Consider the following 15,846-nt stretch of genomic DNA (forward strand, 5'->3'; position numbering starts at 1 on the left):
CGGTCTCATGACCGGCGCTCCTAGGCGTGAAGCCCCTTCAACTCAAGCACTTCATCACTGCGTCATATTTGTCGATCAGCGGTTGATGGATGCAGCAGTGAGGGTGACTCGGGCGGAATGAATTCCGCGCTCCCAGTGGGAGGCAAGAGAAAGGGCGGACCTTGCGGCCCGCCCTTTGCGTGACGTTTCGTCAACCTGAGGTCAGCCCTCTTCGTCTTCGCCGCCGTGGTTGAGGATGAACTGGAGGTCTTCCAGTCCGAGGTTCGAGGCGAAGCCTTCGTCGCCGAGGACGTTCGTGACGAGCTGGGTCTTCTGGTGCTGGAGGATACGGATCTTCTCTTCCACGGTGTCGCGGGTGAGGAGACGGTAGGCGATGACCTTGTTCTTCTGGCCGATACGGTGCGTACGGTCGATGGCCTGGTTTTCCACGGCCGGGTTCCACCACGGATCGTAGAGGATGACGTAGGACGCCGAGGTCAGGTTCAGACCGGCACCACCAGCCTTCAGCGAGAGCATGAAGACGGACGGGTCCTTGGTCGTCTGGAAGCGCTCGATCTCGCCCTTGCGGTCCTTCGTCTGACCGGTGAGGTAGTGGAACGGGCGGGCTTCCAGCTCGAGGCGCGCCTTGATGAGGTCGAGCATCGAGACGAACTGCGAGAAGACGAGCACCTTGTGGCCTTCCTCGTGAAGCTGGTCCAGGAGGTAGAAGAGCGACTCCATCTTGGCGGACTCTTCCTTGAGATACTTCGGATCGATGAGGCCCGGGTGACAGCAGATCTGGCGCAGGCGCATCAGGCCTTGGAGAATGGCGAAGGAGTTCTTCTTCACCGCTTCATCCGAGTCGAGGCCGAGCAGGGCCTTCTGGATGCGCTTCAGCTCCGCCTTGTAGAGCTCCTGCTGGATGTTCTCCATCTTGGAGTAGACTTCCTCTTCCGTTCTCGGCGGCAGGTCTTGTGCCACCTGCAGCTTGGTGCGGCGGAGCAGGAAGGGACGCAGGCGGGCAGCCAGGCGGTTCTGCGAAAGCGGGTCCTTCCGCTTGTCGAAGCGCTTCTTGAAGTAGGCGCGGCTCCCCAGCACGCCGGGCATGGCGAAGGCCATGAGCGACCACATGTCGAGCAGGCGGTTCTCAATCGGCGTACCGGTGAGGACCAGGCGGTTCGCGGAGTCCAGCTCGCGGGCGCACTTGGCGGCCTTCGAGTCCGGGTTCTTGATCTGCTGGCCTTCGTCGAGGATGGTCGTGAGCCACTTGATCTCGTTGAGCAGGTCGCCGCAGACGCGGAGCTGGGCGTAGTTCAGCACCAGCATGTCGATATTCTCCTGCGTATCCTTCACGTCGAGGTCCTCGCGGTTGCGGAGCACCTTCACGCGGACACCGGGGGCGAACTTCTGCGCCTCGCTCGCCCACACGTCCAAGACGGACTTCGGACAAACGACGAGCACCGGTCGGTGCATTTCCTTGCTCTTCTCCGCCTCCTCGATGAGCCAGAGGACGTAGGTCAGCGACTGGATCGTCTTACCCAGACCCATGTCGTCAGCGAGGATGCCGCCGAAGCCATTGGTCGAGAGATATGCCAGGAACCGGAAACCATCGACCTGATAAGGACGCAGCGTCGCATTCAGCTTCGTCGGCACGTCGGGAGTGACCTCGATCTGGATGTCGCCGGCGCGGTCCTTGATGCGTTTCCACGCCTTCGGATCGAATACATCGGCAGCCTTCGGGTCGGCGAGCTGCAGCGCGTGCATGCGGTGCGTCTCGCCGGAAAGATCGAAGGGATCGAGACCCAGGCGGGTGACTGCCTCGCGCTGGTCGGCATCGAGCTTGATCTCAAGCCGCATCCACGAGCCGTCCTCCATGCGGACGTAGCCGCCACGGGCAGCGACGAGCTGGCGAATCTGCGCCTTGGAAAGATTGACGCCTTCCACATCGATGACGATGCGCAGGTCGAACCAGTCGATCTCCTGATTGACCACCTCGAAGCGGACCGCGGCGGTGACCGGGTCGGAGAGGATGGACTTCAGGCGCAGGTCGATGTCGAGGTCCACGGACTCCGGCATCGCCTTGATCCACTCGGCGAATTTCTCGGGGAACTGCTTCGTGATGCGCGACTTGAAGGAAAGCAACTTCTCGTCGTAGGTGAGGCCCATCTCGTCCAGCAGGCTGGGCACGGGATAGAGCTCTTCACGGGCGAAGCGCAGGAGCTGCTTGCCCTTGAGCGGCTGTTGCTCGACGAGCTCCCAGCCTTCCTTGGTGAGGCGCTCGGTGCGGCGCTCCTTCGACTCGATCGCGGTGACATCCACCACGAGGTGTTCGGTTTCGGCGGCGGTGAGACCGGCGACGAGCTTGAGCTCGAACTTCGGCTTCAGCTCCAGGTCCACCACGCGCTTCTTCAGCGACTCGGGTAGCGTGGCACCGATCTTGCGGAGGAATTCGACGCCCTCCAGCGAATCGATCACGCGCTTCGGGATAAGGTAGCGCGGCATCACTTCCGTCTCCTCGAGCCAGCGGGGTGGGCCGGGGAAAACGGTCTCGTCGGACTGATAGAGTTCCTTGCGGCCCGGCAGCATGCGCACCGAGTGGGAGACATTCTCGCCACCGGCGGTCACGAGTTGCAGCGCGAAGCTGTTAGGATCGTACGGATCATCCTCGCAGACCCACTTGAGTGCATCGGTGACGACCTTGAACTCGCGCTCGTCAAGGTTCACCAGATAGCCCTTCAGGGCCGGCTGGCGGAAGACGCGGTTCATGAAGCGGCAAGCTTCTTCCTGGTCGAAGTCGAAGGTGATGTCGTTCTGGTCGCGGTAGTAGGCGAGGAAGTGCTCCCACAGCACCTGGCTGGAGGCGTCCATGCGGAGCGCCGCCTGATGGTGCATCTGCACGAGGCGCTCGATGTCGCCCTTCTCGCGAATCTGGGTCCAGAGGCCATTGACGCCTTCTTTCACCTCGACGCGGGCCTCGTTGATCGTGGCCACGAGGCGGAAGGCGACTTCCACCGGAGGATCCTGCGGCGGGCGTTCGTTGACCTGCTCGATGCGGTCATACCAGGAGGCGACCTCGCGCTCCTGCTCCCAATCCGCCATCTTCTTCTGAACATGAGCGAGATCGGTGATCACGTTCATGAACTCCGGGTAAGGGAGCTTCTTCTTGTAGAAGGCGTAGGCGAGGTAGTTCCAGAACTCGAGGATATCGCCCGGCGGCATCGGCCACAGCTCGAGCGGCTCGTAGGTGGTGATTTCCCAGCGCGGCGTGATGCGGACCATGTCGTGGTCATGCAGCTCGCCTTCGATCACGTAGCGGCGGTAGCGCTTCTCGATCTTGGAAACGAAGTCCGCCTCCTTGTCGTCCAGCTCGCGGCCCAGCTTGTCCTCGATGATGTCGAGGATCGGTGTGTCGTCGAATTCATTGGGCGACTCCGGCAGGTCCTCGCCGCGGTGCATCCGCTCCATCATCGTCGCGTACTGACACGCGGCGGATATCACTTCGTCCTCCGCGGTGCAGGAGCCGAACCAGCGGTTGCCCTGGAGGCGGAGGCTGGTGCGGAAGACGCCGGTCTCGTCCTCGACGCGACCTTGGATGAAAAGGTGATTGCCGAAGATCTGGGTGACGGCGCCGTCTTTCTGGAGGCGCTCACCGCGCTTGCGCGCTTCCTCGGGGAAGCTGTTCAGGAAATTCAGCGTCGCTCTGTCCGGATTCATGGCTCGAAAAACCGCCGAGCGTGTCTCTCCGGCACCCTGCAAGAAGGACGCGACAGCGGGCCGCGACGATAGACCCCGAATTTCAATCGCCGCAATAAAAACCTCAGTCGCAATTTCTGCGGAATTTCACGCATGCAGCAGGCCGCAGGCCTTGAAGCGCTTTATTTCAGGGCTTCTCCGAGGAACTGTAACAGCATCGCCATGCAGATCCGTGCCAAGGCAGGGTTGTAACGCGGCCCCTCGTCCCGCAGGAAGGCGTGCGCGGCATTGAATTCATGCCATTCAAAGTGGCGGCCGCTTTCTTCCAAGCGGGCATGAATGAGCTCCCTGCCCTCGCGCGGGATATGCGGATCCTGCCGGCCCCAGACGAAGAGCATGCGCGCGTCGAGATCACCGATCCGCTTGAGCGTGTCGTCGCTCTTCCCCGCGCCGAGCGTGGCGGAATGAACGTCAGTGGGATAGAAGCATGCCACCGCCGAGATGCCGTCGTGGAATCCGGAGCGCAGCGAGAGATGGCCGCCGAGGCAGACGCCATGGCTGGCGATCTTGCCTGTGCAGGACTCGTGTGCCTGCAGCCACTTCACCAACACGTCCACATCCTCATCGTAGGAGTCGAGTTCCTTGGTGAACTTCAGCTCATTGCCACGGTCGGAGCCCGCCTGATCGTAGGCGAGAACGCAGCCGAGTGGCTCAAATTCATGATACACCTCCGGCACCGCGACCAGACACCCCTCGCCTGCCAAGGCAGCAGCCATCCGGCGGATGGGCCCGGTGACCTGAAAGATCTCCGAGAAAAAAATCACCGCCGGATACTTGCCTTCACCGGTCGGCGTGAAAGTGTGCACGCGCATCGCGCCGCGGGTGGTGGTCAGGTCGGTGAATCCTTCGGTCAGCGTGGCCATGGTCGGGAGCAACCTTGGCTGGCGATCCCGAGCGGGTGAAGGGGAAAGCCGGTCACTGACACCGCTCGCTTGCAAGTCGTTGCGGCCCGTTCAGGATGCCGCTGATTTGGAAAAGGATCGAGATTCAGCGATGGGAACAAAGCGACTGCTCTTCCTCTGCTCGCGCAACCGCCTGCGCAGTCCCACCGCGGAGGCGATCTTTGCCCGCGACGGGATCGAGACCGATTCCGCGGGGCTCAGTCCGGACGCGGAGGTGATCCTCAGCGACGAGCAGATCGAGTGGGCGGACCTGATCCTCGTGATGGAGACCAGCCACCGGGTGCGGCTCAATCGCGACTACGGACGCCATCTGAAGGGCAAGCGCATCGTGGTGCTCGGCATCCCGGACCGCTACGATTTCATGGAGCCCGCGCTGGTCTCGTTGCTTGAGGTACGATGTGCCCGTCACGTCACTTGAGGAAGGCCGTCCGCACGCAGGGGCGGCCATGACGCGATCGATAGACCTCTGCTCTTCAACCCCGCTTCGGGCCCGAAGTCTCGCAATTTTGCCGAAAAGTTAAATTCCGCTTACTCCAGACACAAATCACTAAACCTTTGTCGCTTCTGGTCGTAACTCTACCGTGAAGCCATCCATCCTCTCCTGCGCCGCCCTGCTGGCGGTCGCCCCCTCCCTGCTGGCTGCGGCCGAAGTGACCAAGGGCCACCGCCCCTCCGACTTCGGCTTCAAGCTCGATCCCGTTCTTCCACCCGCGATCAACGACGCAGCGGCCAAGGCCACCTTTTCCATCATCGATGGTGAGAAGGACGGCAACAGCCCCGATCTCGCCGTGCTCAAGGACGGCAAGGTCCCGACCGGCGAGGACCAGCCCGCCGCGAACTTCTTCTTCGGCGGCGATGGCGGACGGATCGGTGTCGATCTCGGGGACGTCATTTCCGTGAAGAGCGTGGCCAGCTACTCTTGGCACGGTGAGAACCGCGGCCCGCAGGTTTACAAGCTCTACGCCGCTGACGGGAAGGCGGAGGGCTTCAATGCCACGCCGAAGAAGGGCACCGACCCGAAGAGCGTCGGCTGGACGCTGCTGGCCGAGGTGGACACCCGCCCGCGGACCGGCAATGGCGGTGGCCAACACGGAGCCGAGATCGCGAACCGGGGCGGCAAGCCGCTCGGCGACTACCGGCACCTGCTCTTTGACGTCTCCAAGACCTCCGAGCGTGGCTTTGCGAACACCTTCTTCAGCGAGATCGACGTGATCGATGCGAAGCAATCCGACCTGCAACGCATCAAGCCGATCGAAAAGATCGTGAAGAACTACCGCTCGAAGGACGGGAAGTTCCGCTACACCATCGACAGCACGAAGGCACCGGCACTGACCGAGTGGAGCGAGAAAGAACTGCTGCCCGTGATCGAGGAGTGGTATCCCAAGCTCGTCGCCATGATGCCGAGCGACGGCTACCGCGCTCCGGATCAGGTACTCTTCGAGTATCGCGATGACATGGGCGGCACGCCTGCCTACGCGATCGGCAACCGCATCGCTCTCAGCGCCCCGTGGTACAAGGGCCAGCTCACGAACGAGGCGAAGGGCTGCGCCGTCCACGAGATGGGCCACGTGGTGCAGAACTACTGGCGCGCCCGCCAGACGAACCGCAATCCGAAGGACACCCCGGGCTGGGTGACCGAGGGTATCTGCGACTACATCCGCTGGTTCCTCTACGAACCGCAGAGCCGTGGTGCCCACGTCCGCGACGTGCGCCAGGCGAAGTATGACGCCAGCTACCGCACCACCGCGAACTTCCTCGACTGGGTCATCAAGGAGAAGGACAAGGACCTCCTCAAGAAGCTCAACGCCGCCGCCCGCGAAGGCCGCTACGAGGAAAAGCTCTGGAAGGACTGGACCGGCCTGACCGTCCAGGAACTCGGCGAGGAGTGGAAGAAGGCCGTCGCCGACGGCAAGCGCTGAGTCCCCTCACCGCTCATCCGACTGATCTGCCAAGGACCTCGCCCGAATCTCGGGCGGGGTCCTTTCAGTTTCCGCGCAGCACCTCCACCAACCTCGGCACCGGCAGGCCCATGACATTGTCGAAGGCACCGTCGATGCCCTCGACGATCATTTCCCCGCTGTCCTGGATGCCGTAGGCGCCCGCCTTGTCGAGAGGGTTCGTCTTCCCGAAGTAGGCGGTGATCGTCTCTTCATCGAGCACCCGGAAGCGGACGGCGGTGAGTTCGTGGAATCGCACGACCCTCCCCCCCGGAAAGACGACACAGACACCGGTGCACACGGTGTGCGCGCGGCCGCTGAGCTTCCGCAGCATCGCCCGGGCGGCCTCCAGGTCGCGAGGTTTTCCCAGCGGTTCGCCATCGATGTAAACGAGCGTGTCCGCGCCGATCACCGCGGCCTCGGGATGATCTGCGGCAATGTCGAGCGCTTTCAGCTCGGCATTCTTTTCACACAGCACGTCGAGCGGGATCGAGGCATCGTGGATCTCCTCCGCCGGGGAAGGCACGACTTCAAAGCTCACACCCGCCGCGGAGAGAAGTTCGCGCCGCCGAGGGGAAGCCGATGCCAGGATCACATTCATGCGCCGGGTCTAACGGCCAGACCTCACATTGCAAATCCGCTTCTCACCAAATCTCCTCCGGAAATGCCATCACCGGCTGCTGGCTGAACTGGAACTCCACACGCCATCCAAGACTTTCTTGCGGGCTAAGCGAGGAATCCCGGGATGATCTTCGCAGGCTTCACGCCGGTGAGCTTCTGGTCGAGGCCTTGGAACGGGAATGCGAGCCGCTGGTGCTCGAAGCCGAAGAGGTGTAGCAGCGTCGCGTGGAAGTCCCGGAGATGCACCGGATCCGAGGCGACGTGGTAGCCCATGTCGTCCGTCTCGCCGTAGGTGAAGCCCGGTTTCACTCCGGCCCCCGCCATCCAGATGGTGAAAGCATTCGGATTGTGGTCTCGGCCCGTGTAGCGGTTGCCATCGCCGCCGCCACGGTTTTCCTGCATCGGCGTGCGGCCGAATTCCCCGCCCCAGACGACTAGGGTGTCCTCCAGCATGCCGCGCTGTTCCAGATCCGTGAGCAGCGCCGCGATGGGCCTGTCGATGTCATGGCACTTCTTCACGAAGCCGTCGTTGAGTGCCTCGGAGGCATTCGAGCCATGGGAATCCCAGCCCCAGTCGAAGAGCTGGATGAAGCGCACGCCGGACTCGGCGAGACGGCGCGCAAGCAGGCAATTGTTAGCAAACGAATCCTTGCCCGGCTCCGTGCCATACATCTCGTGGATGTGCGCCGGCTCGTCCTCGATGCTCATCACTTCCGGCACGGAGACCTGCATGCGGTAGGCCATCTCATACTGGGCGATGCGCGTGACGGTCTCCGGATCGCCGAAGTCCTGATGCGATTTCGCATTGAGCTTCGCCAGCGTATCGAGCGCGGCCCGGCGAACCTCGCGATTGATGCCCGCGGGATTGGTCGTATTGAGGATGGGATCGCCAGCCGAGCGGCACTGCACTCCCTGATAGACGGATGGCAGGAAGCCGCTGCCCCATAGCGACGCACCCGCGCGGGGAAACCGCCCGCCCGAAATGAGGACCATGAAGCCCGGCAGATTCTGATTCTCCGTGCCGAGGCCCCACGTGAGCCAGGAGCCCATGGCCGGGTAGCCGAGGTTCTGGTTGCCCGTGTGGAGGAGGAGCTGCGCCGGGCCGTGATTGAACTGGTCCGTCTGCATCGTGCGGATGAAGCACAACTTGTCCACGTGCTTCGCCAGTTCCGGGAGACGGTCGGAAACCCATGCGCCGCACTGCCCGTGCTGCTTGAATTCGAATTGCGGTCCAAGCATCTTCGGCACTCCCTGGATGAAGGCGAAGCGCTGGCCTTCCAGATACTCCTGCGGGCACTCCTTGCCATTGTACTTCGCTAGCACCGGCTTGTAGTCGAAGAGTTCGAGCTGGCTCGGCGCGCCATCCATGTGCAGGTAGATGATGCGCTTCGCTTTTGGCGCGAATGATGGCAGCAGCGGGGCAAGCGGAACCGAGGGATCATGGGAGATCTTCAGCTTTCCAGCCGCACCGGAGATCCCTTGTGCCGCGAGCCACAGCCCGCCGATGCCCCCGGGGCAATCGCGCAGGAAGCGGCGGCGGGTGACGTGCCGGAGTCGTTCGGTCTGAAGATCGGGGAACATGGCGTGATTCAGCGGATCAGGGCTTCATCGAGATTGAGCAATACGGAGGCGACCACCGTGTAGGCCGCGCCGTCGGGCGTGCCCGCCATCCCTTTCATCAGGTCGGGATCCGCGGCATAGTCCTTCTCAAGCTTCAGGAAGAGCGTGCGCAGCTCGGCGAGACGATCAGGGGTGATCGCCCGCGATGTCGCCGTGCGATAGCCAGCCGAGAGCCGGGCATCGGTGTCACCGGTGGTGCCGTATTTCATCAGGCGGGCGAGGCCCTTCGAGCACTCGTGGAAGGCAGGATCATTCAGCACCGCGAGCGCTTGCAGCGGGGTATTCGAGAGAATGCGGCGCTTCGAGCAAAGTTCACGCGAGGGAGCATCAAAGGTGGCCAGCGTGGGATACGGAATACTACGTTTCCAGTAGACATACACGGACCGGCTGTAGCGCCCGGGATTCCCCTCCGCCGGAGTCGTCCACCGGTCCCCGGAGTCGAAGGGCTTCCACACGCCGGACGGCAGCGGCGGATTCGTAGGCGGACCGCCATCCCGATGTGCGATGAGACCTGCCACGGAGAGTGCATGATCGCGGGCCATCTCACCGGTGAGGCGCTGCCGCGGACCGCGGGTGACCAGCCGATTGTCCGCATCGCGCTCGGCAATCCCTGCGGAGATGGTCGCGTCCTGTCGGTAGGCCGCGCTGCTCACCAGTTCGCGCAGCAGGGACTTCATGCTCCATTTCATCCCGGTTTGGAAGCGCACGGCCAACGTGTCCAGCAGCTCGGGATGCGTCGGTCGCTCACCCGCGGAGCCGAAGTCCTCGGGTGTGGGCACGATGCCCGTGCCGAAGAGCTCCAGCCAAAAGCGATTCACCGCCACGCGAGCGGTCAGCGGATTCTCCGGTGATGCCATCCAGCGTGCCATCGCGAGGCGGTCCGGCGTCGTGCCTGCCGGCATTGGCGGAAGAACCGACAGAGTCCCCGGCTTGTCGATGACCTCGCCCTTGTCGATCCAGTTGCCGCGGATGAACTCCCGCGTCTCGCGGGCGAGATCCGGCGGCAGGTCGCTCATCACCGGTGTCGTCGTGAAAGGAATGCCGACCAGAGCCTTTCGGGTCTCGTCGAGTTCCTTCTTCATCGCCTCCACCCCGGCATCCGGAGTTGTCCACGCGACGTCATCCGTCAGGGCGATCCGCCCGCGCTTTGCGATGAGCGGGTAGGCTCCGCCCGCCGAATCGGTCGCGTGGGAAATCACGAATCTCAGCGTCGCTCCCTCCTGCAGATCCAGCGGCTCGCGCAGTGTCACGATGGCATGCCGTGGCTGAAAGATTTTCGTGTATTGGCCCCAGCCACGGTTCGATCCCTTGAGCGAGAGATTGGGATCAAATACCGGATGCGCCTCGTCCGCGATGATCTCCGCAAGCTGAACCGGAGAAACCACCCCATCCGGCCCCACGGCCTGCAACTCGATCTTCCGGATCATGGCACCCCACTCCGGCGTGTGGATCGCCGTTGCTTCATCGATGGGCCGGATCTCCAACCGGAAAGCGGTGAGCTTCTGGAGGGTCGCTGGCTTCGGAATGTCCAAGGTGTGGATCGCCCCGGCTGCCACATTGCCGACGGTGCGGAATTCCTCCACGCCATCGTGCTTCACGATCTCCAATTTTGCACGGCGACTGCTGCCGGTCATGCCCGCCGGATCCGTCCAAGACGAGCGTGAGGCGACGCCGCGACGCGTCTCGTGCAACTGCTCCTCCATGCGCCGGATTTTGTCCTGCAATGCACCGGCCTCAGTATGTCGTGCCGGATCGAGTGGCACGCGCAGCACCGGATGATTCTCCGGTACGTCATTGTCGGTGGCCTGGTTGAAGAAGGCCATGAACCGGAAATAGTCGCGGTGCTCGATGGGGTCGTAGGGATGGCTGTGGCATTGCACGCAACCCATCGTCACGCCCTGCCACACCTCCCAGGTCGTGGCGACCCGGTCCATCGTCGCGACCACGCGGAACTCTTCATCATCAGTGCCGCCTTCATTGTTCGCCTGCGTTAGCCTGTGAAAGGTGGTGGCGATCCGCTGGTCCAGCGTGGCATCCGGCAACAAGTCACCGGCAAGCTGCTCGATGGTGAACTGGTCGTAAGGCAGATCGCGGTTGAATGCGGAGATCAGCCAGTCCCGGTATTTCCAAACGTCGCGCCGGCTGTCGAGGCCCAGGCCTTCCGAGTCGGCGTAGCGGGCGAGGTCCATCCACACGCTTGCCCATCGCTCGCCGAATCGCGGGGAATCCAGCAGGCGGCTCACCTGCTTTTCATAGGCATCCGGCGACTCATCCGCGGCAAAGGCATCCAGTTCGGCGAGCGAAGGAGGAAGACCTGTTAGATCAAGCGACAGCCTCCGCAGCAGCGCCGCCTTGTCCGCCTCTTTCGAAGGTTTCAAGCCCTCCTGCTCCATGCGGGCCAGCAGGAAGCGATCGACATCATTGCGCGGCCAGGTCGCGTCTTTCACCACCGGCGGGACATGCTCCACCGGCGGGACGAATGACCAATGCTCGCCCCACTTCGCGCCTTCCTGAATCCACTGCCGCAGGGTGGCGATCTCGGTGTCCGCGAGGCGCGGGCCGTGCTCGGGCTTCGGCATCACCTCGTCCGGATCTGTGGAAAGAATGCGAGCCATCATCTCCGATCCATCCGGGTCCCCCGGCACGATGATCGGCTTTCCCGAGTCCCCCTTGCCCAGTGCCTTCTCCCGATAGATGAAGGAGACATCGCCCGCTTCCTTCACGCCACCATGGCATGACGTGCAGTGGGCATTCAGCAGCGGGCGCACGTCCCGCGCGAAATCGACTTCGCCGTGAACGGGCAAGGCAAAGGTGGCAAGCGCCGGGAGGAGGGCTTTCGACATCATTCGGCAAAGATGCGGATTTCATTCAATCCCCCGCCTTGGCACGGGTGATCGGCGGTTCGCTTCGTGTGGCGATAGTGGCCCGTCACCACGAGCTTCACATAGCGGGCTTCGACCTGAGCGAAAGAGAAGTCATGGAAGGGAAACGCGGAACCCTTCGATTCATTCACACGAGGCAACTCGCCTTCGGCCAGGGGGAAGAATGACTTGTTATCGAGCGAACCGAGCAGCGCGAAACTCGCGACTCCGCGATCATTGATGCCGCGGTTGCTTGTGTTCTGCAGGGAGATCCTGCCGACCATTTCGGGTTGCAAGAGGTCCACGGTGAATTCCCCGCTCTCGCCATCCGGGGCGAGCCAGAAGGACCAATCGCCCGGCACGCCGCTGTCGTTCAGGCGACCGTCTGTTAGATTGTCCGGCGGGAAGATCGAGCCGTGCGGACGGGTGCAGTATCCCTGGCTGAAGACCGGCTTACGGAATGCCAGGTTCCCCTCCGTCGAGGACTGCCCTGGCAATTGCCGCACATGATTGACCAGCATCACGGGCGACTCATCCAGATCCGCGAGCAGCCTTGGCTTTCCATCGTCCCGAACCAGCACGCGGCTCTCGCCGTCGGTCAGGCGAGTCTTCGTCGCCTCGATCTCGACCTCTCCCTTGAAAACCTCCGTGAGCACCACCGGGGTCATGCCATCGCTGCCGACCGCGAGGCCGAATTCCGTGCCGAGGTCAACGAAGCGCCCGCCTGGAGTATCGATGCGGAATCCTTCCGCACCATCCGGCGTGTGAACCGATGCACGACCATGCAGCACCGACAGCGCCTCCTTCTCATCGAGACGGAAGCGACATGGCGCCTCCAGCGTCACATTCGCGCCGCTGGGGAAGCCGACACGCACGAAACCGCGGGTGATCTCCAAGGGCACGGCTACCGGGAGACGGCCCGCCTCAGGAGCGGAGGATCCCTCCGCCCATGTCACCCCGCGGGTCTCCAGAACATTCGCAACCGGTCCCCGGGGACGGAGAGCCAGATAAGAAAGGCCTCCGGCAAGGATCGCCACCGCTGCCGCCACGCTGGCCCATCGACCGGGAAACTTGGTCACTTTCGCTGGCGGAGGAGCTTCGAAATAGGATGGAGAGGCCGCCTTGCGGGAGAGCGCCGCATGAATCGCCGCGACACGCCGGTACCGCGCGCGGGCGGCGGGATCTGATGCCAGCACCGAGTTCAATTCCGCACGCTCGGAATCACCGAGGCTTCCCTCGAAGAGCGCATGCAGCAGGAGATCGAGACGGTCTTCCTTCATGGCGTGGCAAGTTTGCGTTCGATGCAGGTCTCCAGGGCCTTCCGAATGCGCATCAGCGCGAGAGACAGGGCGGTCGGTGTCTGCTTGCGCTCGGTTGCCAGATCCTGCACGGAGGCACCGGGAGCATAGCGGGCTAGGATCAAGCGGCGGTTGGTTTCGGAAAGTTCGCCGAGGCACCTCTCCAGCGCCGCATCCAGGTCACCCTCGCGCGCGTCCTGCTCGCGATGCTCCACCGCGAGCAACTCGACCAGCAAGTCATCGAAAACGTGGCGATCCCGCCCCGAGTCGCGGCGCGCCGCTTTCACCTGATACCACGCGATCGTCAGCGCCCATGGCAGGAAAGGCTGGGCTGCATCATATTCGGAGGCCTTTCGCCAGAGGACCAGATTGGTCTCCTGCAACACATCATCCGCCAGCATCCGGTCCGGCAGCAGAGACAGGATGTAGCGATGAATCTCCGGCTGATGCCGGGCGATCAGGCCCACGATCCTCTCCTCGGCGCTATGTGGTTCTGCGGACATCTCCGCAGGAAATTACCAGCCGCCGGGCAAATCTTTCGCGGAAATTTTCATCCGCCTCACCGGACTACGAAATACGCCGCCAGATCGAACAAGACTGGCCGCGAACCACCTTTCCCGCCGGATGCGGCTCCCGTCGGAAGAGCCACACCGGCTCCCGCTCTGAAAAGCACTCGAAGCGGTCCGGCGGCTGGAATCGCTGCACGCCACCCCTGCCCCACCATTCCAAGACCATCTCGGGCTGCTGCCAGTCCCCGACCCGGCAATGACCAAGGGATGGGACGTTGCGAGGAAGCAGGCCAACCGGGCGCTCAGCAGGAACCGAGGAGACAACCGTCATGAGTTCATATGAACACAATCCGGAGGTTTGTCAATCCGGCTTTTCCCGGGGGCCTCACGCCTCCCTGCGCCGCCATCCACCTCGGCAATCCGGCACCTCCATAGGGAAATCATCCCGCAGAGGAAAGCGCTCCTCCGAGGCCACGACGTCACGCAATTCCGCGAAGCGGAAGAAGCGCCATGACTCCCGCTCAAGACACCAACCCGCGAGTACCCAAGCGCGCGTACACTTCGCCTGTAGCAGACCGTAGGGCTCGATGCGAAACTCCCGTCCCTTGCACCAGAAAGACACGATCCGCCGCCCTTGGATGGCACTGCGGAGCGAGCGGATATTCGGGAACGAGCGACGGGGAGGCATGCGCCAAGCCTACCGGAACGGGCTCGGCGCTGTAAACCGGAGGGCTTTGCAAGCTCGCGCCATGGCTAGCGCTGGATTGCACTTTCCTGCACCTCTCCACCGCGATGCCGCGGCGATCTGCTAGAGCGGATTCCCCGCTATCCTTGGGCGTCGCTGTTCCACTGCCAGCCCGGGTGCTTCACGTAGGCGAGCGCTTCCTCGCTGCGAATGCCGCGGGACGCCTCGATTGCGAATTCAGCCTTCCGTCGCTGCCATGCTTGCAACTCCTCGGCAGTGGGCTGATGCCGCTTCTGGTAGGGCACCTGATTGCCCACCATCATCACGAGGAAGCCCTCGAGTCCGAAGTCATTCTCCGATCGCGGCAGACGGTAGCGGCAGAAGCCGGTGGGGCCGTTTTCCTGGTAAAAGTCGATGAAGTCCTGGATACCGGAAACGTCGGTCTGCTCCCGGGCGGTGCGCCAAAAGGGCGTGTCCAGCTTGCCGTTGAACTTGTAGTGCAGCGAGAGGAACTGCCGGATATCGTCCCACGTGTTGGCCGTTTTCTCGTTGTAGAGCGCACGCATCGTCGGCGTGGGCTCCAGATCATTGTGCTTCAGGAAATCCACCAGCATCTGGATGTGCGAACACAGGATCATGATGGCGGTGGACTCCAACGGCTCCACGAAGCCCCCGGCATTCCCGAAGGCCACCACATTCCCTACCCACTGGCGCTCATAGTACCCGGATCGAAAATTCACGATGCGAGGCTCCACTTTCGCCTTCGGGTTCTTCCGCTGGAACTCCACGGCGGCCTCGTCGTCCGAGATGAAGTCGGGGCAATACACGTATCCGCGGTTGATGAGGTGCTCGTGGTCGATCCGCCACGCCCAACCGGCGTCCATGGTCTCCGCCGTCGTATAGGGCAGGATGGGCTCGTCATGCGCCCGCTCCCATCCGCCAATGACCGCCTTGCGGCAAAAGAGCGATTTCTCGAAACTGACGAACGGCTCCTCCAGCGCCTTCCCCAACAGCTCGCTGCGGAAGCCGCTGGCATCGATGAAAAGGTCCGCCGTCAGCCGGCGTCCGTCTTCCAGATGCACCGCGGCGATCCCCTGTTCCCCGCGCTCGCTGCCGGTCACCTTGCCATCCGTGACTTCCACGCCTTCCTCCTTGGCGATCACCTCGAGGATCTCGATGAACTTCTTGTTCTCGATGTGGAAGGCGTGCCACGGATGGATGTCCGGCGCGCCATTCGCTTGACGCGGGAAAGCCATGTCGCGGCGCATCAGCGCGCCGGGCAGGCTGGCGTCATTGAAGTCATCGTCGCAGTAGTAGCCCGTGGGCTTCTTCAGGTCCCCGTAGTGCGAATCGAGCTGGAAATTGAACGTGTAGTCGAAGCTCCCGCGCGATCCCCAGAGGAAGCGGATGCCCAGCTTCCACGTCGGCTGCGCAAGCGCGTAGAAGCGCTTCCGAGAAATGCCGAGGTAGTCGAAGAGATGGCGCGGGAAATTCGGGGTGGTGCTTTCCCCCACGCCAATGACGCCGATGGCCGTGCTGCGCACCACCAGCACCTTCAGTTGCGGGATCTTCCGCTTGATGGAGATGGCCGCGAGAAAGCCGGCGCTGCCACCGCCGAGAACGAGGACTTCTTGGATCATTGGGTTTTTCTGACTTGGGTCTTGGGTTTGAAAGCGTGGCC

Annotated in this window: 11 protein-coding genes; 2 read left to right on the forward strand and 9 right to left on the reverse strand. The window is 62.9% G+C overall.

Annotated features, from left to right (window positions below):
- Window positions 1-201: 201 nt before the first annotated feature.
- The gene (locus OKA04_RS02310; RefSeq protein WP_264499502.1) at window positions 202-3,693 is read right to left on the reverse strand and encodes a DEAD/DEAH box helicase; all 3,492 of its coding nucleotides are present in this window, start codon (window positions 3,691-3,693) and stop codon (window positions 202-204) included.
- 161 nt (window positions 3,694-3,854) lie between these two features.
- On the reverse strand, window positions 3,855-4,595 hold the full coding sequence (locus tag OKA04_RS02315; RefSeq protein WP_264499503.1) for a dienelactone hydrolase family protein: 741 nt from the start codon (window positions 4,593-4,595) through the stop codon (window positions 3,855-3,857).
- Between the two features lie 130 nt (window positions 4,596-4,725).
- On the opposite strand from OKA04_RS02315, the gene OKA04_RS02320 reads away from it, so the two are divergent.
- The gene (locus tag OKA04_RS02320; RefSeq protein WP_264499504.1) at window positions 4,726-5,052 is read left to right on the forward strand and encodes a low molecular weight protein tyrosine phosphatase family protein; all 327 of its coding nucleotides are present in this window, start codon (window positions 4,726-4,728) and stop codon (window positions 5,050-5,052) included.
- Between the two features lie 163 nt (window positions 5,053-5,215).
- Window positions 5,216-6,553: a basic secretory protein-like protein gene (locus OKA04_RS02325; protein WP_264499505.1), complete on the forward strand. Its 1,338-nt coding sequence runs from the start codon at window positions 5,216-5,218 to the stop codon at window positions 6,551-6,553.
- Window positions 6,554-6,617: 64 nt separating this feature from the next.
- Here the strand turns inward: OKA04_RS02325 and OKA04_RS02330 are convergent, their stop codons facing one another.
- The 7 genes from OKA04_RS02330 to OKA04_RS02355 form a co-directional block, all read right to left on the reverse strand.
- The gene (locus OKA04_RS02330; RefSeq protein WP_264499506.1) at window positions 6,618-7,172 is read right to left on the reverse strand and encodes a Maf family protein; all 555 of its coding nucleotides are present in this window, start codon (window positions 7,170-7,172) and stop codon (window positions 6,618-6,620) included.
- 125 nt (window positions 7,173-7,297) lie between these two features.
- Window positions 7,298-8,773, reverse strand: coding sequence for a DUF1501 domain-containing protein (locus tag OKA04_RS02335; protein ID WP_264499507.1), 1,476 nt, complete (start codon window positions 8,771-8,773; stop codon window positions 7,298-7,300).
- Between the two features lie 8 nt (window positions 8,774-8,781).
- The gene (locus tag OKA04_RS02340) at window positions 8,782-11,658 is read right to left on the reverse strand and encodes a PSD1 and planctomycete cytochrome C domain-containing protein (RefSeq protein ID WP_264499508.1); all 2,877 of its coding nucleotides are present in this window, start codon (window positions 11,656-11,658) and stop codon (window positions 8,782-8,784) included.
- On the reverse strand, window positions 11,655-12,953 hold the full coding sequence (locus OKA04_RS02345; protein ID WP_264499509.1) for a discoidin domain-containing protein: 1,299 nt from the start codon (window positions 12,951-12,953) through the stop codon (window positions 11,655-11,657). The genes OKA04_RS02340 and OKA04_RS02345 overlap by 4 nt, the downstream gene beginning before the upstream one ends.
- Window positions 12,950-13,474 carry a sigma-70 family RNA polymerase sigma factor gene (locus tag OKA04_RS02350; RefSeq protein WP_264499510.1) on the reverse strand — a complete coding sequence of 175 codons (525 nt, stop codon included), beginning with the start codon at window positions 13,472-13,474 and terminating at the stop codon, window positions 12,950-12,952. The genes OKA04_RS02345 and OKA04_RS02350 overlap by 4 nt, the downstream gene beginning before the upstream one ends.
- A 391-nt stretch (window positions 13,475-13,865) precedes the next feature.
- Window positions 13,866-14,168 (reverse strand): WYL domain-containing protein, encoded by a 303-nt coding sequence (locus OKA04_RS24710; protein ID WP_425503646.1) that lies wholly within the window; start codon window positions 14,166-14,168, stop codon window positions 13,866-13,868.
- Window positions 14,169-14,305: 137 nt separating this feature from the next.
- The gene (locus OKA04_RS02355; RefSeq protein WP_264499511.1) at window positions 14,306-15,805 is read right to left on the reverse strand and encodes a tryptophan halogenase family protein; all 1,500 of its coding nucleotides are present in this window, start codon (window positions 15,803-15,805) and stop codon (window positions 14,306-14,308) included.
- Window positions 15,806-15,846: the final 41 nt, after the last annotated feature.

Source organism: Luteolibacter flavescens (genome assembly GCF_025950085.1).
GTDB lineage: Bacteria > Verrucomicrobiota > Verrucomicrobiia > Verrucomicrobiales > Akkermansiaceae > Haloferula > Haloferula flavescens.

Coding starts and splice junctions, on each gene's coding strand:
- OKA04_RS02310 (WP_264499502.1), bottom strand. CDS start 3,693: ATGAATCCGGACAGAGCGACGCTGAATTTCCTGAACAGCTTCCCCGAG.
- OKA04_RS02315 (WP_264499503.1), bottom strand. CDS start 4,595: ATGGCCACGCTGACCGAAGGATTCACCGACCTGACCACCACCCGCGGC.
- OKA04_RS02320 (WP_264499504.1), top strand. CDS start 4,726: ATGGGAACAAAGCGACTGCTCTTCCTCTGCTCGCGCAACCGCCTGCGC.
- OKA04_RS02330 (WP_264499506.1), bottom strand. CDS start 7,172: ATGAATGTGATCCTGGCATCGGCTTCCCCTCGGCGGCGCGAACTTCTC.
- OKA04_RS02335 (WP_264499507.1), bottom strand. CDS start 8,773: ATGTTCCCCGATCTTCAGACCGAACGACTCCGGCACGTCACCCGCCGC.
- OKA04_RS02340 (WP_264499508.1), bottom strand. CDS start 11,658: ATGATGTCGAAAGCCCTCCTCCCGGCGCTTGCCACCTTTGCCTTGCCC.
- OKA04_RS02345 (WP_264499509.1), bottom strand. CDS start 12,953: ATGAAGGAAGACCGTCTCGATCTCCTGCTGCATGCGCTCTTCGAGGGA.
- OKA04_RS02350 (WP_264499510.1), bottom strand. CDS start 13,474: ATGTCCGCAGAACCACATAGCGCCGAGGAGAGGATCGTGGGCCTGATC.
- OKA04_RS24710 (WP_425503646.1), bottom strand. CDS start 14,168: ATGCCTCCCCGTCGCTCGTTCCCGAATATCCGCTCGCTCCGCAGTGCC.
- OKA04_RS02355 (WP_264499511.1), bottom strand. CDS start 15,805: ATGATCCAAGAAGTCCTCGTTCTCGGCGGTGGCAGCGCCGGCTTTCTC.